Raw genomic sequence first — 19,006 nt, 5'->3', positions numbered from 1 at the left:
AAACCCCCGAACGCACCGCGTCGGGGGTTTCGTGCGTTGCGCACGGGTAACGTCGTGCCCGTCAACGTGGCGCACGGGAGGGGAAGAGGAAGGCAGATGTCCAGATTGCCTCAGTGGGTCGGCGGCCTCGGCGCCGGTCTGACGCGGCTCTCGCAGCGGCTGGAGGAACAGCGCCGCCGCGCCGAGGCCGCCGCCGCAGCAGCCGAGGACGCGGACGAGCTGGGGCGTGCCGAGCGCTCGGCGTCGTCGTCGCTCGACGGGCCGGTGGCCGACGCACCGGTGGCGGACGGTCCGGGGGCCACGCTCACCGTGCCCCGCACGCAGTTGCCGGGGGCCGGGGACGGCGTACCGCATCCGGGCACGGGCGCGGAGGACGCGGCGCCGTCGGCCGCTTCGCGGGCACCGGACTCGGTGCCCGCGCCGCCGTCGTACGCGCCGGCCGTGGCGGCCCGGCCCGATCCGGTCGACGCCGTGCCGTGGGGCGTCCGGGTCGCCGCCGAGGCGGGCTGGCGGCTGCTGGTGCTGGCCGCCACACTGTGGGTGCTGGCGCAAGTGATCACCAGCATCCAGCTGGTCGTGCTGTCCTTCATCGCGGCGATGCTGATCACCGCGCTGCTCCAGCCGACGGTCGGCTGGCTGCGCCGGCGCGGGCTGCCGCGCGGACCGGCCACCACGCTGACCTTCATCGGCGGCTTCGTGATCATGGGCCTGGTCGGCTGGTTCGTGGTGTGGCAGGTCCAGGACAACATCGACTCGGTCTCCAGCCGGATCCAGGAGGGCATCAGCGAGCTCAAGGGCTGGCTGCTGAAGAGCCCGTTCCATGTGACCGAGAGTCAGATCAACAGCATCGCCAAGAACCTCCAGGACGCGATCGGTGCCAACACCGAGGCGATCACCTCGGTCGGCCTGGAGGGCGTCACCGTGGTCCTGGAGGTCCTCACCGGCATCCTGCTGGCCATGTTCACCACCCTGTTCCTGCTCTATGACGGGCGGCGGATCTGGGAGTGGGTGCTCAAGCTCGTCCCGGGCGCGGCCCGGGAGGGTGTGGCGGGCGCCGGGCCGCGGGCCTGGCGCACCCTGACCGCCTATGTGCGCGGCACGGTGCTCGTGGCGCTCATCGACGCCATCTTCATCGGCATCGGGCTGTACTTCCTCAACGTCCCGCTGGCCGTCCCGCTCGCCGTCTTCATCTTCCTGTTCGCCTTCATCCCGCTGGTCGGCGCGGTGGTCTCGGGTGCGCTGGCGTGCGTGGTCGCGCTGGTCACCCAGGGCGTGTTCACGGCGCTGATGGTGCTGGCGGTGGTGCTGGCCGTGCAGCAGATCGAGGGCCATGTGCTGCAGCCGTTCATCCTGGGCCGGGCGGTCCGGGTGCACCCGCTCGCGGTGATCCTGTCGGTCGCGGCCGGCGGACTGATCGCGGGGATCGGCGGTGCGGTCGTCGCGGTGCCGCTGGTGGCGGTCACCAACACGGTCGTCGGGTATCTGCGCTCGTACTCCCGGGAGCAGGCGCTGCGGATGTCGGTGGCCCCGCGCGGCGCCACCGCCATCGGGGTGGCGCCCACCCCGCCGCCGGTCCGGCGGGCCCGTCACGACGGTGACGGAGACCAGGAGTAACACGAACAATGCGAGAACCCCGCGGACGACGGAACGTCCGCGGGGTTCTGGCGTTTTTCGGGCGCCGTACGGCTACCGGGTCACTCGGAGAGTGCGGCCTCGGCATCCAGGGTGGCGCCGACGGCCTGCAGCACGGAAGCGATCTTGACCGCCTCCTGGATCGTCTCGCGCGCCACACCGGCCTTGCGCAGCACCTGCTCGTGCGAGTCCAGGCACATGCCGCAGCCGTTGATGGCCGAGACGGCCAGCGACCACAGCTCGAAGTCGACCTTGTCGACGCCCGGGTTGCCGATGACGTTCATCCGCAGGCCGGCGCGCAGGTTGCCGTACTCCGGGTCCGACAGCAGGTGCCGGGTCCGGTAGAAGACGTTGTTCATCGCCATGATGGCGGCGGCCGACTTGGCGGCGGTGTACGCCTCGGCGGAGAGGTTCGCCTTCGCCTCGGGCTCCAGCTCGCGCAGCACCTTCGGCGACCGGGAGGCGATCGCGCAGGCCAGGACCGTGCCCCACAGCTGCTGCTGCGGCAGGTCGCTGTTGCCGATCACCGAACCGAGGTTCAGCTTGAGGTCCTTGGCGTAGTCCGGGACCGCGGACTTCAGGTCATCGAGGGCCATGGGTGTCACTCACCGGCCAGCAGCGAGACCGGGTCCAGGGTGTCCTCGCCCTTGCTCCAGTTGCACGGGCACAGCTCGTCCGTCTGGAGGGCGTCGAGGACCCGCAGGACCTCCTTGGGGTTACGGCCGACGGAGCCGGCGGTCACCATCGTGAACTGGATCTCGTTGTTCTGGTCGACGATGAAGACGGCGCGCTGCGCGAAGCCGTCCTCGCCCTCGATGCCGAGGTCGCGCATGAGCTCGTGCTTCGAGTCGGCGAGCATCGGGAAGGGCAGGTCGGTCAGGTCCGGGTGGTCCTTGCGCCAGGCGTGGTGCACGAACTCGGAGTCGCCGGAGAAGCCGAGGATCTGCGCGTCACGGTCGGCGAACTCCTCGTTCAGCTTGCCGAACGCGGCGATCTCGGTCGGGCACACGAAGGTGAAGTCCTTGGGCCACGCGAAGACGATCTTCCACTTGCCCTCGTAGGTCTTGTGGTTGATCTGCTCGAACTCCTTGCCCTTCTCCAGCGAGACACAGGCAGTCAGGTCGAACTCGGGGAACTTGTCACCGACAGTGAGCACGCGCTCTCCTTGTTGCGTAGAAAGTCCCTTTTGGGGCTTTCCTTGAGGCTTGGACGGAACTCACAGTGCCACAGGAGGCATTGATCAGGGAAATAGCTAGACTGGTTGATGTTGATCGGAGGTGGTTATCAGTGGCTTCCCCAGCCAGCCATGGAGGCCGGCCCCGCCAGCCCAGCCTGGCCCAGCTGCGGGCGTTCGCGGCGGTGGCCGAGCATCTGCATTTCCGCGAGGCGGCGGCCGAGATCGGCATGAGCCAGCCCGCACTGTCCGGCGCGGTCTCCGCGCTGGAGGAGGCCCTCGGGGTGCAGCTGCTGGAGCGTACGACGCGCAAGGTGCTGCTGTCGCCCGCGGGGGAGCGGCTGGCGGCCCGGGCCCGTACGGTCCTGGAGGCCGTCGGCGACCTGATGGAGGAGGCCGAGGCGGCCCGCGCGCCCTTCACCGGCGTCCTCCGCCTCGGCGTCATCCCGACCGTGGCGCCGTACCTCCTCCCGGCCGTGCTCCGCCTGGTCCACGACACCTACCCCGACCTGGACCTCCAGGTCCACGAGGAGCAGACCGCGTCCCTGCTCGACGGCCTGGCGCACGGGCGCCTCGATCTGCTCCTGCTCGCCGTCCCCCTCGGCGTCCCCCAGGTCACCGAACTCCCGCTCTTCGACGAGGACTTCGTGCTCGTCGCACCCAAGGACCACTGGCTCGGCGGCCGCGGCGACATCCCCCGCCAGGCGCTCCAGGAACTCGACCTGCTGCTGCTCGACGAGGGCCACTGCCTGCGCGACCAGGCCCTGGACATCTGCCGGGAGGCCGGCCGTGATGAGAACACCCCGGTCACGACGAGCGCGGCGGGCCTCTCCACCCTCGTCCAGCTCGTGGCCGGCGGCCTGGGTGTGACCCTGCTGCCGCGCACCGCCCTCCGCGTCGAGACCGGCCGCAACGACCAGCTCACCACCGGCTACTTCGCCGACCCGGCCCCGTCCCGCCGGATCGCCCTGGCCATGCGCACGGGCGCGGCCCGGCAGGACGAATTCGAGCAGTTCGCCGAGGCGTTGCGGGGGGCGCTGCGGGGGCTGCCGGTGCGGATGGTGAAGGGGTGAGGGTCAGGGGCGGGCGGTTTCGAGGATCGCCTCGACGTCGAGGATGATGTCGGCGCCGATGGTGCCGGGGAGCGCGACGTGCTGGCCGCGGGCGTGGACGCTGTGGCTGCGGTACTCGTTGGCGAATGGGTCGGTCAGGACGTGGATGCGGTCCTTCCGGCGGTCGACGACGACATAGACCGGGATCTTCGCGATCGCGTAGGCGGCGACCTTCGTCTTCAGGTCGGTGGCGTAGTTGGACGACGTCACCTCCAGCACCATGCGGAAGACCGCCGGGTCGTAGCAGTTGTTGGCGATGAAGTGGTCGCGGTAGTCGGCCTCGACGACGGCGAGGTCGGGGATGGCGTAGTCCTCGGGGCCGTCAGGGAGCCAGACGCCCATGGCCTGGGTCACCCGGGTCTCGGCACCGTGCGCAGCTGCGAAGGCGAAGGTGAGGTCGGTCAGTGAATCAGCGTGCGGGCCGTCGGCGGGTGGCGTCACGGTGAGGTTTCCCCCGAGGATCTCGATGCGGTACCCAGGGAGCTTCTCGATGAGCTCTTCGGCCACCTCAAGCAGGCTGGGCAGCCTGCCGTCGTGAGGGAGCTCGACTGCTGCGGCAGACATGAAGTGCCTCCTGGTGGCTCGTGTCGAGGTCATCATCGTAGGCCGCGGGACTCGAACCGGCCCTGTTCCGCGCCTGTTCACCCGTTCGAGCTCACCGCCCCCTCACTCCGCCCGCAGTCCCTCCGGTCGCATCATGCGCCACAGGGGCGGCAGGCTCAGGGCGGTGACGAAGAGGATGACGGCGGCGCCGGTGGCGGTCATGGCGAGGATGACCGGCCAGTCGACGGTGACGGCGCTGTCGATCATGGTGAGGAGCAGGGCGCCGAGGGAGAGTCCGCAGGCCAGGGCGAGGGCGAGGCCGAGGAGGACGGGGAGGGCGGTCTGCCAGAGGAGCGACCGGCCGAGGGTGGCGCGGCGGATGCCGTGGGCGTCGAGGGTGGAGAGCAGGCGGCGGCGCTCGTGGAGCTGCTCGACGGTGGTGATGATCAGGCCCGCGCCGATCAGCAACAGGGTGACCACGGCGCCCGCGAACAGGGCGTTGCGGACGCTGGAGTACTGGCCGTCGTGCGGGTTGTCGACCGCGGACGACTCGTTCATGGTCGGGTCGAGTCGGAACGCGGTGGTGCGGATCCGCTCCACCGCGTCGGGGACGGAGCGGTCGAAGTCGACCTGGAGCTCCATGCTGGGGCCGTTGAGCCGCGCCGGGGCGAGCGCGGACGGCGTGACCAGCAGGTCGTAGGAGAAGCGGCCCGGGCCGTGGCCGGGGGCGAGCAGCCGGGCGGTGCGGGCGGACCGGGGGATCGTCCAGGGGTGCGGGTCGAACCGGTCGCCCCGCACGATCGGCGGGTTGAGGTCGAGCCGGGCCCCGGGCACCAGGGCCGGGTCGCGGTCCGGGGTGTTGGCGGTGAGGAAGACCTCGCCGTCCCGGCAGGAGGGCAGCTGGGCGAGCCGGCGCAGTTCGGCGCAGCTGCCGATGGCCAGGGGAGAGGGGCGCGCGGGGGCGGCGGCGCGGCCGGCGGGGAGCGGGCCGGCGAGGCCGTCGATGGTGCCGCGGGCGTCCGTCACGCCGCGGGTGGCCCGCAGCGCGGTGAGCGCCCGCTGGGCCGTGGGCCAGTCCTTCGCGTTGCCCCACAGGCCGATCCGCGGCAGCTTGCCGGACTCCGCGTAGGCCGCGGCGTATCCGGCCTGCATTCCCGTCATCAGCATGTGGACGGCGATCGCGCCGGCCACCGCGACGGTGATCCCGCTGACCGCGCGGGTGGCCGAGCCGCTGCTCAACTGCAGGCGGCGGACGGCCAGTTGCCAGGAGACGGGCCCGCCGTGCAGCCGGCCGACCACCGCGTCCAACAGCCAGGGCAGCAGTGCGGTGACCCCGAGCAGCAGCAGCATCGCACCGGCCGCGAGGCGGGCGGTGTGGAGCGGGTTGCCGGTCCACGGCCCCTCCCAGGCCAGCGGCACGAGCAGCAGCGCACCGACGGCGGGCAGCGCCGGCCGCCACCACAGCCGGCGGCGGACCGGCCGGCGGTGGTGGACGACGCCGAGCGGATCGACGGTGACGGAGCGCTGGGCGAGCAGGGCGACCAGGACCGCCGCGGCCGGGACGAGCAGTGTGATCAGGGCGGCGGCGAGCGGGCCGGGGGTGAGGTCGGCGGGGAAGACGTTGATGTCCCACAGCGTGATCAACGGGGCCAGCCCGCGGGCGGCCAGGAACAGCACGGCACCGCCGGCCACCCCGAGCAGCGACCCGAACAGCGCCTCCCCCGAGGCGATCCGGCGGGTCGTCGGGACGTCGGTGCCGACCAGCCGCAGTGCCGCCAGCCGCTCCTCGCGCCGCTCGTTGCCGAACCGCACCGACGTGCCGATGAAGACCATCACCGGCGTCATCAGCGCCACACAGGTCATGATCACCAGCAGCACGGCCGGGGAGCTCATCGGCCGCGGGTCCCAGCTCTTGCCGAAGTGGTCGATGCGGTAGCCGTCCGGTGCGGCCAGGGTGGCGCTCTGCGCGACGTACGTGAGCTCCTTCGGGCCGAGCAGCCCCGCGTCGCCGATGGTGCCGGCGATCTCGTACGGCAGGCGGTCGCGCAGCAGGGCACCGCCGGGGGAGCCGAGCAGGTCCTTGAGGGCGGGGGACACCAGCATCCGGCCGGGGCCGGGGAGGCGGTCGACGCCGGGCGGGACGGGCGGGTGCGTGCCGTCCGGGCGGACCAGCCGGCCGCGGACCTCGGCGCCGTGGAAGGTGGTGTCGGCGGAGGTGTAGCGCAGGGTGGTGTCGGAGGGCCGGGGTGGGTGCTGTTGGCCGAGGTTCTCGCGGGCCTTCTCCCGGCCGTGCCGGGCGTCCATCAGGTGCGGGACGGACGCGCCGAGCAGCAGGACGGCCACGCCGAGGGCGACCCCGGCGGCGGTCAGCGCGGTGCGGATCCAGCCCTCGCGGCCGCCGCCGGCCGCGAACCGCATGCCCATCGCGAGGTCGCGGGCCCAGGCGCCGGGGGCGAAACGGGCGGCGCCGAGCGGTCCGCGGCCGTCGCCGCCCGCGCCGCAGGTGCCGGTGCGGGGGCGCGGCGGGCTCATATCACGCCCGCCAGCATGTCCTTCACCTTGCCGTCGCGCACGACGACCTCCCGGTCGGAGTACGCGGCCACCCGGGCCTCGTGGGTGACCAGGACGACGGCGGCACGGGTGTCCCGCGCGGCATCGGTCAGCAGGGTCAGCACGCGCTCGCCGTTGAGCGAGTCCAGCGCGCCGGTGGGTTCGTCGGCGAAGATCACCCGGGGCCGGGTGACGAGCGCCCGGGCGACCGCGACCCGCTGGCCCTGACCGCCGGAGATCTCGCCGGGCCGCTGGCCGGCCACCGCCTCGACCTCCAGCCGCTCCAGCCACTCGCGGGCGCGGCGTTCGGCCTCCTTGCGCCGGGTGCCGTTCAGCCGCAGCGGCAGCGCGACGTTCTCCAGGCAGGTCAACTCCGGGACCAGACGGCCGAATTGGAAGACGAAGCCGAAGTCGGTGCGGCGCAGGGCGCTGCGCCGGGCGTCGGTCAGGCCGGTGAGGGTGTGCGGGCCGTAGTGGACCGTGCCGGAGTCGGGAGTGATGATCCCGGCGAGGCAGTGCAGCAGGGTCGACTTGCCGGAGCCGGAGGGGCCCATCACGGCGACGACCTCACCGGGGTGGATCGAGAAGTCCGCGCCGACCAGGGCCGGTGTGCGGCCGTAGGTCTTGTGCAGCCCCTCGGCGGCGAGCAGGGAGCCCTCGGGCGTCATGCCCGGACCGCTTCCGCCAGCTTCTCCAGCCGGGCGGCGGTCAGCTCCAGCCAGCGCAGATCGGCCTCCAGATGGAACAGCGCGTGGTCGCAGATCAGCTGGTCGGCGAGGTCGCCGGCGCGCTTGCGCTCGGTCAGTCCGCGCATCATCCGCAGGTGCTCGGCCCGTTGGGCGTCGAGGAGTTCGGCGGCGTTACGGTCGGTCAGCAGGGCCAGCACCACCTTGGTGTAGAGCGCCGACTGCAGGTACGGCTCGGGCTTCTCCGGGCGGCCCAGCCACTGCGCGACATCGGTGACGCCGGCGTCGGTGATCGCGTACCGCTTGCGCTCCGGGCCGGCGCCGGGCTCCACCGCGTCCACCTCGACCAGGCCGTTCTTCAGCAGCCGGGACATCGTGGAGTAGACCTGCCCGTAGTGCAGCGGGCGGTCCTGGCCGAAGTGCTCGTCGAAGGCCCGCTTGAGGTCGTAGCCGTGGCGGGGGCCGGACTCCAGGAGGCCCAGCAGCGTATGACCGATTGACATGCCGACCACCTTACTGGCGGTGTAACGCCGGTGTATACGCCAGGTGTATAGGTGGAGGAAGCGGCGCCGCACGCGGTGGCGTGCGGCCCTACTGCTGGTCGTCCGGCTTCTTCGGCGGGCGGCCCCGGCGCGGGATCGCCCCCGCGCCCCGGGGCAGCCGGCCCGCCTCGGAGAGCGCCTTGCGGAGCAGGAACTCGATCTGCGCGTTGGCGCTGCGCAGTTCGTCGTCCGCCCAGCGGGTCAGCGCGTCATGGATCAACGGGTCCAGCCGCAGCAGCACCTGCTTGCGCTGCTGCGGCCGTCGCGCGGGGGTCCGTCCGCCTTCGGCGCCGGACTCCTCCGGGGTCCCGGTGCTCACTGGTACAGCGAGCCCGTGTTCAAGACCGGCTGGGCGGCCCGGTCGCCGCACAGCACCACCATCAGATTGCTGACCATGGCAGCCTTCCGTTCCTCGTCGAGTTCGACGATGCCCTGCTCGCTGATCCTCGCCAGCGCCTGCTCCACCATGCCGACCGCGCCCTCGACGATGTGCTGGCGGGCCGCGACCATCGCCCCGGCCTGCTGGCGCTGGAGCATCGCCGAGGCGATCTCAGGAGCGTAGGCGAGGTGGCTGAAGCGGGACTCGATGATCCGCACACCGGCCGCCTGGACCCGCGCGGTCAGCTCCAGGGCCAGCTTCTCGGTGATCTCCTCGGCGTTGCCGCGCAGCGACAGCGCGTTCTCGTCGTGTGCGTCATAGGGGTACTCGATCGCGATGTGCCGGACCGCCGCCTCGGTCTGGGTGGCGACGAACTCCAGGAAGTCGTCGACCTCGAACAGCGCCTGGGCGGTGTCCTCCACCTGCCAGACCACGACCGAGGCCAGCTCGATCGGGTTGCCGTAGGCGTCGTTGACCTTCAGCACCGCGGTCTCGTGGTTGCGCACCCGGGTGGAGATGCTGCGGGCGGTGGTCAGCGGGTTGACCCAGCGCAGGCCGTCGGTGCGGATGGTGCCGACGTACCGCCCGAAGAGCTGGATGACCCGGGCCTCGCCGGGGGCCACCATCTTCACGCCGGTCATGCAGAAGAGGGAGCCGAGCAGGACCGCGGCCCCGGCCAGGATCAGGGGTATGCCGGCCGCCTTGTTGCCGCCGTCGGCGAGGAACCCGCCGACGGCGATCCCGCCGACGCCCACCGCCACGCCGAGCACGGTCAGCAGCAGGGCGAGCCCGCCCGCGATGCTGTGCGCCCTGACCTCGCGGATCTGCGGGCGGGGCATCTCGGGGGCGGTCACGGCGAGGTCGTCGCCGGTGGTGGGACGTGAGGCGGGGCCGGTGAGGTGGTCGGCCGCTGGCTTCTCGGACATGAAGATCCCCGTTTCTCCCGATGCGGCGCGTGATGTCCGCCGCATTCGATGATGTCACTGGTCTAGCAAAGTGATAGCAGATTAACGGACGGGCGGCCGAGTCGTCCAGTCCCGGCGCCGAGCCCGATTTACGGCAAGTGCGCAGGTGAGAGCCGGGCGACGCAGAACACCCACCCCGTGGTTCCGTCGGGCCGGGTGCTCTTTGTCACGTCGGGAAAAGCCTTGATCGATGAGTATTTGTTGACAGATGCGGTGTTAGCTTCAACAGCTGAGTTAGCTGGGGGCGGAACGACTGGAGTTGTCGAAGCGATGGGCCGAGCGGAAGCGAGAAGGGCGCAGCAGGGGAGCGCCCGCCGGGCCAGAACGAAGCAGAAGAAGTCCGGCATACGCCGCCTCTTCACCTGGAAGAAGATCCTCGGGACCTTCCTCGGGGTGTGCCTGCTGGGCATGGCCGGCTTCATCGGGCTGTACCTGTACGTGGACATCCCCGCCAAGGGCAACGAGGACTCGGGCAAGCAGGCCAACGTCTTCAAGTACGCCGACGGCTCCGTCTTCGCCCGCGGCGGCAAGCTCAACCGCGAGGCGATCAGCCTCAGCCAGATCGACACGAGGGTGCAGCACGCCTTCGTCGCCGCGGAGAACAAGAGCTTCTACCACGACTCCGGCGTCGACCTGTGGGGCACCGCCCGCGGCATCTTCAACACGCTGATGGGGCACGGCAAGCAGGGCGGCTCGACGATCACCCAGCAGTACGTCAAGAACTACTACCTGAGCGACGAGCAGACGGTCAGCCGCAAGCTGCAGGAGATCGTCATCTCGCTCAAGGTGGACGACAAGATGTCCAAGAGCCAGATCCTCGAGGGCTATCTCAACACCAGCTACTACGGCCGCGGCGCCTACGGCATCCAGGCCGCCGCCCAGGCGTACTACCGCAAGGACGCCGAGAAGCTGACCGTCTCGGAGGGCGCCTACCTCGCCTCGCTGCTCCAGGCGCCGAGCCAGTACGACTGGCAGAACGCGACGCCCACCGGCCAGAAGCTGGTCAAGCAGCGCTGGGCGTACACGCTCAACAACATGGTCGAGATGCACTGGCTCTCGTCCGAGCAGCGCGCCCGGCAGCAGTTCGAGAAGCCCAAGCCGCCCAAGCCGATGCCCGGTGTGACCGGCCAGAAGGCCTACATCCTCGAAGCGGCCAAGCAGGAGCTCTTCGCCCAGGGCGTCGACCCGAAGCAGTTCGACGCCGGCGGCTGGACCGTCACCCTCGGCATCGACCCCAAGAAGCAGAAGGCGCTGGAGAAGTCCGTCCAGCGCAAGCTCACCGACGACCTCAAGCCCGAGAAGCGCAAGGTCGACGGCGACGTCCAGCTCGGCGCCACCTCCGTGGACCCCAAGACCGGTCATGTCGTCGCGATGTACGGCGGTGCCGGCTATCCGAAGCACTACCGCAACAACGCGACCCGCTCCGACTACCAGCCGGCCTCCACCTTCAAGCCGCTGATCCTCGCCTCGGCGATGCAGAACAGCGCGAAGACCCAGGACGGCGTGCCGATCACCCCCAACGCGATCTACGACGGCCACAACCGCCGTCCGGTCGTCGGCGGCACCATCCCCTTCGCGCCGCCCAACGAGGACGAGCACGACTACGACAAGATCACCGTCCAGACCGCCACCAACAACTCCGTCAACGCGGTCTTCGCGCAGATGGGCGCGGACGTCGGCCTGGACAACGTCAAGAAGACCGCGGTCAGCCTCGGCATGGACGGCTCCAAGATGGACGTCAAGCCGGCCATGACCCTGGGCACCATGGGCGCCAGCCCGCTCCAGATGGCCGGGGTCTACGCCACGCTCGACAACCACGGCGTCAAGGTCACCCCCACGATGGTCACCAAGGCCGTGCACAGCGTCGACGGCGTGGAGAACGAGCTGAAGCTCAAGGACCCGATCGGCCAGCAGGTCCTCGACCGCACGACCGCCGACACCGTGACCTCCGTCCTCACCGGCGTGGTCAACGACGGCACCGCCTCGGAGGCCGTCAAGAACACCGCCTACAAGGCGGCCGGCAAGACCGGCACCTCCGACGACAACAAGTCGGCCTGGTTCGTGGGCTACACGCCCAAGCTGGTCACCGCGGTCGGCATGTTCGGCGAGTCGCCCAACGGCGGCGCCCAGGTCACCCTCAAGGGCGCCGGTGGCGGCGGCCGGGTCAACGGCGGCGGCTACCCGGCCAAGGTGTGGGCGGACTACACCGCGAACGCGCTCGGCGGCAACACCGGCAGCGACTTCGACCTGGAGACGGACATGGGCGCGGCGGTCCCGCCGACCACCAGCCCGACGCCGACCGCCACCCCGTCGACGCCCCCGACGCCGACCGGCACCCCGAGCAGCACCCCGAGCGGCACCCCGTCGTCCCCGTCCGGCCGGCCGTCGCACACCCCGAGCGGCCGCCCGAGCAGCCCGACCACCCCGAGCGACACGGCCTCCCCGCCGGACGGCGGGGTGGACGGCGGTGACACCGGCGGCACCACCAGCGGTACCACCGACGGCACCACCAGCGGCAACGGCAACGGCGGCACCAAGGGCGCCAACAGCATGCCGGGCTTCTACTGACGCCGGCAGTGCCCCGGAACGCACCACAGCGCGGCCCCCGCCGAAACCGGCGGGGGCCGCGCTGTTGCCGTACGGGCCCAGGTCAGCGGCGCGGCGTCCCCGGCGGCATGCTCAGCTCGAACCAGACCACCTTGCCCATGCTCAGCCGGGTCGCACCCCACCGCCGGGCCATCCGGTTGACGAGGTAGAGCCCCCGCCCGCCCTCGTCCGACGGCCGGGCCTGCCGCAGCCGCGGCAGCTGCGGCACATCGTCCCCGACCTCGCAGCGCAGCACGTCCGTGCGCAGCAGCCGCAGGGTGATCGGCCGCTCCGCGTACCGCACCGCGTTCGTCACCACCTCACTGACCAGCAGCTCCAGCTGATCGGTGAGGTCGTCCAGACCCCAGCGCGCCAGCGCCCGGCGGGCCAGCCGGCGGGCCTGCCCGGCGGTCTGCGCCTTCGGGTCCAGGTACCAGTACGCGACGTCGCTCGGCGCGATCCCGTCGAACCGGGCCGCCAGCAGCGCGATGTCGTCGTCCCGGTCGCCCGGCCCGAGCATGTCCAGCACCTCGTCGCACAGCGGCTCCAGCGGCGGCGGATTCGGACCCGTCAGCCGGGCCGTCTCCGCCAGCCGCTCCCGCAGCTGCTCGATGCCGGTCCACACGTCCCGGATCCGCGACTCCACCAGACCGTCGGTGTACAGCACGAGCGTGGCCCCCGCCGGGGCGTCCAGCTCCACCGCCTCGAAGTCCACCCCGCCGACGCCGATCGGCGCGCCCGGCGGCACCCGCAGCACCTCCGCGCGCCCGCCGCGGTGCAGCATCAGCGGCGGCGGATGGCCGGCGTTGGCGATCGTGATCCGGTGCGCGACCGGGTCGTACACCGCGTACAGGCACGTCGCCATCCGGTCCGAACCCAGCCGCTGGGCCTGCTCGTCGAGGTGGTGCAGCACCTCCTGCGGCGGCAGGTCGAGACCGGCCAGGGTCTGCGCGGTGGTGCGCAGTTGGCCCATGATCGCCGCCGAGGTCATCGAATGCCCCATGACGTCACCGACCACCAGCGCCACCCGGCTGCCCGGCAGCGGGATCGCGTCGTACCAGTCACCGCCCACCCGGGCCGTCTCGGCGGCCGGCAGATAACGGCTGGCCAGCCGCACCCCGGTCGGCTGCGGCAGCGAGTCCGGCAGCATCGTGCGCTGCAGCGCATCCGCGATGTACGCCTCCCGGCCGTACAGCACCGCCTTGTCCACGCCCAGCGCGGTGTGCGTCGCCAGCTGCGCCGCCACCAGCAGGTCGTCCGGCTCGAACGCCGGCCGGTCGGGCCGGCGCAGGAACACCGCCGCACCGATCACCCGCCGCCGCCCGCGCAGTGGCGCCAGGATCACCCGGTGCCCGCCGGGCAGCCGCGGATCGGGCCCCAGCAGCTCGGGCAGCGCGGTCCGCGCCGCCTGCGCCTCGCCGAACAGCGGCCGTACGCCCCGCAGCACCTCCGCCAGCGGACCGCCGGGCCGCACCTCGGCCAGCTCCGCGGCGCTGCCGCCCATCGCCGGACCCAGATCGGGCTGCGCCGGCAGCACCGGCAGCCGCCCGCCGTTGGTGTCCGGCTCCTCCGGGATCCGGTCGGTACGCCGCAGCCGCAGCACCACCGGCCCGGTGGGCCGCTCGTCGCCCACCGGCAGCGGATCGCGCAGATACACCAGGATCGCGTCGGCGAAGGTCGGCACCGTCGCCCGGCACAGCCCCAGCACGATCTCGTCGAGGTCGATGCCGCGGGCGATCCGCCGGGTCGCCGCACCGATGAAGCGCAGCCGGTCACCGCCCGCCTGCCGGGCCGCCGCGACCTCACCGCTCTCGCCCGGGTGCGCCGAACGCGCCGGGCCGGCCGGCGGCAGCGGAGCGGGCGGCGGGCCCGGCGGCGGCCCGGCCGGCGCCGGCACCTGTGCCCCGGTCGCCTCCCCGGCCGTCGCCCGGGACCGTCCGGCGCCGCCGTCCCGCGGCCGCCCGATGCCCTCGCCGCCGGGCCGCGGATGCTCGCCGCGGTGCGGCTCCTCGGCCGGATCCGGCGTGCCCGCGCGGCCCACCGCGCCCTGTGCCACCCGCCGCCGCGCCGGGGCCGCCTCGCGCTCCCCGTCCGGTGCGCCGCCCGGCCGCCCGCTCGCCGGCATGGCCACCTCCCCGTAAGAGTCGGCGCCCCAGGGGTCGCCGCCGTAAGTGTCCGCGCCGCCACAGGCGTTCGCGCCGCCGTACATGCCCGCGCCACGGTACGCGCCCGCGCCGCCGAAGGTGTCCCCGTACGCCTCCCCGTACGGAATCGCCGCGTCGTCCCGGGCCGCACCGTGGTCCGCCGGCGGCTCGCCGTCGGCCCGGCCGGCCGGCGGCCCCGCCGGGACGAAGCCGGCCGCGGCGGGCTGCTGCAGGGCGCCGCGCGGGTCCGGGACGGCGCCCAGCGGCGGTGTCCGGCCCGGCCCCCGCGCAGGGGACGCCGAGGGCGCGGCGGTCGGGGCCGACCGTCGCGATTCGTGGGAGGTGGGATGCTCCGTCACGCGTGGGATTCCATCCGTCCGGGGCTGCGCGTCCGACGCGCCGCGTTCCGGGCGCGCAGCCCGTACGGGACGCGCCCGACGCGCTGCGTTTCAGGCGCGTCGCAGGTGCAGAAAGAGCTGGATCTCGGGTGGTACGTCCGTGCTCGCCGGGGCGTAGGCGTAGGCGTCCTCCCCGACGACGTCGAAACCCGCGTCGTGCACGACCCGGCGCAGGTCGTCCCGCAGGTAACCCGATACCCGGATCGTGTTGCCCAGGAACGGGATCGGGAAGTCGTCCACGTCCGCCTCGACCATCGACAGGGCCATCAGCCCACCGGGTCGTAGCAGATCATGCAGCAGGCCCAGTGCGTAAGGGATTTCCGCACGGGGCAGCATCAACAGCGAGAAATAAGCGGCGACACCGTCGAAGGAACCGGGGCCGCCGAGCCGGCCGCCCCGCAGATCGGCGATGTCCAGGCGGTGGAACTCGGCACCCGGGGCGTTGTCCCGGGCCAGTTTGACCATGGAGGGGGAGAGATCGATTCCGACCACGCGGTGCCCGGCCGCGGAGAGCTGACGGGCGGTCGGCAGGCCCGTACCGGACCCCACGTCCAGGACGCGGGCGCCCGCGGGCAGTGCACCGGCCAGCCAGGCGCCCGAGGACACCTGGCCCTCCTTGTGCGGAAAGGCGTCGTTGTACCGGTCGCCGATCGCGTCGAAGGCGTCGGCCTGCCCGGCCCGGTCCAGCGCTAACCGGTTCAGGCCCTCGTATGCGTCGTAGCTCTTCGCGCTCACGACCTCGCCCCTCCTGCGACCGCGGTCAAGTTCGTTTTCCAGTTCTGGAGTTGCGCCTGTGCAGTCTTGCGGAGGACGATCCTACGTTTGAAGACCCGGGGCGCAGCAAGGGGGCTCGGACCGGCTCCTCGCCCCGCGAGGAACAGCTTTGCCCAAAGGCGCACCTTTCCACGGCCCGCCCCCTTCACTCCCACTCGGTGTACCCGATTCACTTCGCTCCCTCACGACCGCAAACACTCCGGTGGGCGGTCCCAGTCCTCCGGGAGCGGGGGGACCTGCCAGGCCGGGTCGGGCCGCCAGTCCTCCCACCCGTCCGAGTACGGTTCGCGCCAGGCCGAGATCTGTGCGATCGCGGCCCGTCCGGCGGACCGGACCTCCGCGGCCCGCGCGTCCGTCATCAGCCCGTCCCGCTGCGCCTGTGCGAATTCGTCCTCGTCCCGCCACTCCCAGTGCCGGTCCGGATAGACACAGATGTCGAGGAAGTGGTCCTCGGAGTCAATTCCCCCTGACCAACGACGGCGCGGCTGCTCCAGGTTGACGTACCAGTTCTTGAACTGCCAGCCCTGCTCCCAGAAGAGCCAGACCGACCAGGGGTCGCCGGGCCGCGCGAGCTTCAGCACGCCGGTGCCGAACCAGTGGTCGCGGGTGGTCCGGCGGGGTTTGGTGTAGCGGGTGGCGAGCGGCTCGCGGTGCACCGGCGTGCCGTCGGCCAGCACCGGCTTGATGCACGCGGTCCCCGGCGCCATCCACACCGCCAGCAGCTCTTCGGTGTCCTGGACGACGGTCATCGGCCGGCAGATGTGGAAGCGCCCCGGGTCGGCGTTGTCGCGGTAGCGCCACAGGACGTGGTCGCCCGGCGCCCAGCTGCCCGCCGCGCCGTCCGCCGCCACCTGCCGCACCCCGGACGTCCCGCGTCCGCCGGCCGTGCCGCCTTCCGTCGTGTCCACCATGTCCGCTGTCATGGGCAGATTTTAGAGGTGCCGTATGACGCCCACCGTGACATGGGACGCAGCGGGCGTTACGGGCGCGGTAACGTACCTTGCTTGCGGTGTTACGGGCGGGGCACCCTCACGGGTGGGACACCGGTCACGGCCGGGTCATGCGCAGCACGTCCAGCGCCTCGTCCAGCTGCTCCTCGGTGAGCAATCCGCGCTCCACGTACCCCTCGTCCAGGACCACCTGACGGATCGTCCGCTGCTCGGCGAGCGATTTCTTCGCCACCTTCGCCGCCTCTTCATAACCGAGGTACTTGTTCAGCGGCGTGACGACGGACGGCGACGATTCGGCGTATTCCCGGGCTCGTTCCGCATTGGCCGTGATGCCGTCGACCGTACGGTCCGCCAGCAGCCGCGCCACATTGCCGAGCAGCCGGATCGATTCGAGGACGTTCCGCGCGATCACCGGGAGCATCACATTGAGCTCGAAATTGCCGGCCGCGCCGGCCGCGGCCACCGTCGCGTCATTCCCGGTGACCTGTGCGGCGACCATCAGCACCGCCTCCGGAATCACCGGATTGACCTTCCCCGGCATGATCGACGAACCGGGCTGGAGGTCCGGCAGGTTGATCTCGGCGAGCCCGGTGCGCGGCCCCGACGCCATCCACCGCAGGTCATTGGCGATCTTCGTCAGGCCGACGGCGATCGTCCGCAGCTGCCCGCTGGTCTCGACGATCCCGTCCCGCGCGCCCTGCGCCTCGAAATGGTTGCGCGCCTCGGTCAGCGGCAGTCCGGTGGCCCGGGCCACTTCCGCGATCACCGCGGCGGAGAATCCGGGCGGCGTATTGATGCCCGTCCCGACGGCCGTACCGCCGAGCGGCAGCTCCGCCAGCCGCGGCACCGCACCGCGCAGCCGCTCCACGCCGTACCGCACCTGGGCGGCATATCCGCCGAATTCCTGGCCCAGGGTCACCGGCGTCGCATCCATCAAATGCGTCCGCCCCGACTTCACGACGTCGGCGAATTCCTCCGCCTTCCGCTCGAACGCCGCCGCGAGATGCTCCAGCGCCGGAATCAGATCGTTCAGCACCGCCGAAGTGGCCGCGATGTGGATCGAGGAGGGAAACACGTCATTGGACGACTGGCTCGCATTGACGTGGTCGTTCGGATGGACGTCCCGCCCCAGCCGCTCGCTCGCGAGCGTGGCGATGACCTCGTTGGTGTTCATGTTCGACGACGTCCCGGAGCCCGTCTGGAACACATCGACCGGGAAGTGCGCGTCCCACTCGCCCCCGGCGACCGCCGCGGCCGCCTCCTGCACGGCCTCGGCGACGTCCTTGTCCACCACCCCCAGCTCGGCGTTCACCTTGGCGGCCGCGCCCTTGATCCGCGCCAGCGCCTCGATGTGCGCCCGCTCCAGCCGCTGCCCGGAAACGGGGAAGTTCTCCACCGCCCGCTGCGTCTGCGCCCGCCACTTGGCCCCCGCGGGCACCCGCACCTCCCCCATCGAGTCGTGCTCCACCCGGAACCCGCCGCCGTCACCCACTGCACTCGTGTCACTCATACCTATGACAGTGCCCGGCGGAGGGGATCTGTTCCCGGCCCGACGCACTCCGCCCCGCCGGCGGTTCGCCCGGCGGGGCGGTGGTGGGGTGCGGCGGCCCGGGGGAGGGCCGGGCGGGTCAGGCGCCCTGACGCACCGGAATGCTGGTGCATAGGAGAAAGCCCCGTCCATCTGCCACGGGGGTTGCAGACGGACGGGGCCGGTCTCAATCGACCGCAGGGGCTGTCAGAGGGTTACTTGCCGTCGCCCCCCCCTGCGGGGCAGGATCGCGAGGAGCTTCCGGGGGCATAGGTCCTCCGTCGTGCTTGCCTCCGTCGTCCTGCGCGGCTACCTCCATGTCTCGGGGGCTCCGGAAGGGGATTCCGCGCCATCCTTCGGCGTCGGGCGTGCGCGTCTCGTACGTATCGACGGCCGCAACACTCATCTACCAACCTCCTCTGTCGTGAGGGCCCTGCCGCCGTACCGTCGATGGCATGGCCCGTGGGTCGCAGAGGGGATTCCTCTGCGGTTGGGTCACCCGCCTCGGCTGCTCGACTGTCCAGGTTTCCGCCGCCGGGGTGGGCGTTACGCCGTCCCTATCGGGATCCCGAACGGGCTACGGAGGGATCCCTAGTTCGGTCACGTCCGACAGGGACGGGGATCAGGGGGCGGGTCCTGTTGGCCCCTCAGGCAGGCAGGGCAATTCACGTTGCGCGCCCACTCATAGACGGGATCACCTGGGGTGCCAGCGCCGCACTTCGGCTTCAAGTCCTCGCCGGATAGCTTGAGCTCGTGAACGGTCTGGTCCGCAGTGCCCACCGTTCCCGTCCTCACGTAGGTGTCTCCTTCGATCCTGGCTCGCATACGTACCGCCAAAGTCACCTTTTCCGTGAATTGTTTGTTCCTGTTCAAGTCGTGCTTGCTGCACACCGCGTCCTTCTTCGCGTCCCCTTTGGGTTTTCGCGCGTGAAGCGGCCTGCTCATCTACAAACTCCCAGACGGTTAGAGATCGCCGGTTGCGGCAAGGGCGATGATCAGACCGCAGGAAGCGGCGACTGTGAGGACGAAAGACAGCCAGAAGA

The 19,006-nt window shown here is 71.6% G+C and carries 15 protein-coding genes; 3 read left to right on the top strand and 12 right to left on the bottom strand.

Annotation, left to right across the window (positions count from 1 at the left end):
• Positions 1-96: 96 nt before the first annotated feature.
• Positions 97-1,614, top strand: a complete 1,518-nt coding sequence (locus tag ACZ7MX_RS06140) for an AI-2E family transporter (protein ID WP_472129781.1) — start codon at positions 97-99, stop codon at positions 1,612-1,614.
• Positions 1,615-1,694: 80 nt separating this feature from the next.
• Here the strand turns inward: ACZ7MX_RS06140 and ACZ7MX_RS06135 are convergent, their stop codons facing one another.
• Both ACZ7MX_RS06135 and ACZ7MX_RS06130 read right to left on the bottom strand, forming a co-directional pair.
• Positions 1,695-2,228: an alkyl hydroperoxide reductase gene (locus ACZ7MX_RS06135; RefSeq protein WP_472129779.1), complete on the bottom strand. Its 534-nt coding sequence runs from the start codon at positions 2,226-2,228 to the stop codon at positions 1,695-1,697.
• Between the two features lie 5 nt (positions 2,229-2,233).
• The gene (locus ACZ7MX_RS06130) at positions 2,234-2,788 is read right to left on the bottom strand and encodes a peroxiredoxin (RefSeq protein WP_033266177.1); all 555 of its coding nucleotides are present in this window, start codon (positions 2,786-2,788) and stop codon (positions 2,234-2,236) included.
• A 131-nt stretch (positions 2,789-2,919) separates the two neighbouring features.
• Between ACZ7MX_RS06130 and ACZ7MX_RS06125 the strand changes: the two genes are divergently transcribed.
• The gene (locus ACZ7MX_RS06125; RefSeq protein WP_472129777.1) at positions 2,920-3,879 is read left to right on the top strand and encodes a LysR substrate-binding domain-containing protein; all 960 of its coding nucleotides are present in this window, start codon (positions 2,920-2,922) and stop codon (positions 3,877-3,879) included.
• A gap of 3 nt (positions 3,880-3,882) precedes the next feature.
• Here ACZ7MX_RS06125 and ACZ7MX_RS06120 read toward each other — a convergent pair whose 3' ends face one another.
• The 6 genes from ACZ7MX_RS06120 to ACZ7MX_RS06095 all read right to left on the bottom strand — a co-directional run bounded on the left by ACZ7MX_RS06120 (position 3,883) and on the right by ACZ7MX_RS06095 (position 9,457).
• Complete coding sequence (locus ACZ7MX_RS06120; RefSeq protein ID WP_472129775.1) at positions 3,883-4,482, bottom strand: Uma2 family endonuclease; 600 nt, start codon at positions 4,480-4,482, stop codon at positions 3,883-3,885.
• 102 nt (positions 4,483-4,584) lie between these two features.
• Positions 4,585-6,993, bottom strand: a complete 2,409-nt coding sequence (locus tag ACZ7MX_RS06115) for an FtsX-like permease family protein (protein ID WP_472129773.1) — start codon at positions 6,991-6,993, stop codon at positions 4,585-4,587.
• Positions 6,990-7,679: an ABC transporter ATP-binding protein gene (locus ACZ7MX_RS06110; RefSeq protein ID WP_472129771.1), complete on the bottom strand. Its 690-nt coding sequence runs from the start codon at positions 7,677-7,679 to the stop codon at positions 6,990-6,992. Before ACZ7MX_RS06110 ends, ACZ7MX_RS06115 begins: the two co-directional genes overlap by 4 nt.
• Positions 7,676-8,200 carry a PadR family transcriptional regulator gene (locus ACZ7MX_RS06105; RefSeq protein ID WP_472129769.1) on the bottom strand — a complete coding sequence of 175 codons (525 nt, stop codon included), beginning with the start codon at positions 8,198-8,200 and terminating at the stop codon, positions 7,676-7,678. Before ACZ7MX_RS06105 ends, ACZ7MX_RS06110 begins: the two co-directional genes overlap by 4 nt.
• A gap of 88 nt (positions 8,201-8,288) precedes the next feature.
• Positions 8,289-8,558 (bottom strand): type II toxin-antitoxin system antitoxin, encoded by a 270-nt coding sequence (locus ACZ7MX_RS06100; RefSeq protein ID WP_472129767.1) that lies wholly within the window; start codon positions 8,556-8,558, stop codon positions 8,289-8,291.
• Positions 8,555-9,457: an SPFH domain-containing protein gene (locus tag ACZ7MX_RS06095; protein WP_472130579.1), complete on the bottom strand. Its 903-nt coding sequence runs from the start codon at positions 9,455-9,457 to the stop codon at positions 8,555-8,557. The genes ACZ7MX_RS06100 and ACZ7MX_RS06095 overlap by 4 nt, the downstream gene beginning before the upstream one ends.
• 396 nt (positions 9,458-9,853) lie before the next feature.
• Between ACZ7MX_RS06095 and ACZ7MX_RS06090 the strand changes: the two genes are divergently transcribed.
• Positions 9,854-12,151 carry a transglycosylase domain-containing protein gene (locus ACZ7MX_RS06090; RefSeq protein ID WP_472129766.1) on the top strand — a complete coding sequence of 766 codons (2,298 nt, stop codon included), beginning with the start codon at positions 9,854-9,856 and terminating at the stop codon, positions 12,149-12,151.
• 82 nt (positions 12,152-12,233) lie between these two features.
• Here ACZ7MX_RS06090 and ACZ7MX_RS06085 read toward each other — a convergent pair whose 3' ends face one another.
• The 4 genes from ACZ7MX_RS06085 to ACZ7MX_RS06070 form a co-directional block, all read right to left on the bottom strand.
• Entirely contained in the window at positions 12,234-14,672 is a 2,439-nt protein-coding gene (locus ACZ7MX_RS06085; RefSeq protein ID WP_472129764.1) for a SpoIIE family protein phosphatase, read from the bottom strand.
• A 90-nt stretch (positions 14,673-14,762) separates the two neighbouring features.
• Positions 14,763-15,446 (bottom strand): class I SAM-dependent DNA methyltransferase, encoded by a 684-nt coding sequence (locus tag ACZ7MX_RS06080; RefSeq protein WP_472129762.1) that lies wholly within the window; start codon positions 15,444-15,446, stop codon positions 14,763-14,765.
• Positions 15,447-15,667: 221 nt separating this feature from the next.
• Positions 15,668-16,408: a cytidylyl-2-hydroxypropylphosphonate hydrolase gene (gene fomD / locus ACZ7MX_RS06075; protein WP_472129760.1), complete on the bottom strand. Its 741-nt coding sequence runs from the start codon at positions 16,406-16,408 to the stop codon at positions 15,668-15,670.
• A gap of 124 nt (positions 16,409-16,532) precedes the next feature.
• Positions 16,533-17,945, bottom strand: coding sequence for a class II fumarate hydratase (locus ACZ7MX_RS06070; RefSeq protein ID WP_472129758.1), 1,413 nt, complete (start codon positions 17,943-17,945; stop codon positions 16,533-16,535).
• Between the last annotated feature and the right edge of the window lie 1,061 nt (positions 17,946-19,006).

It is taken from the genome of Streptomyces sp. NPDC107765, from assembly GCF_055657085.1.
This window is presented reverse-complemented; position numbering and strand designations above follow the sequence as displayed.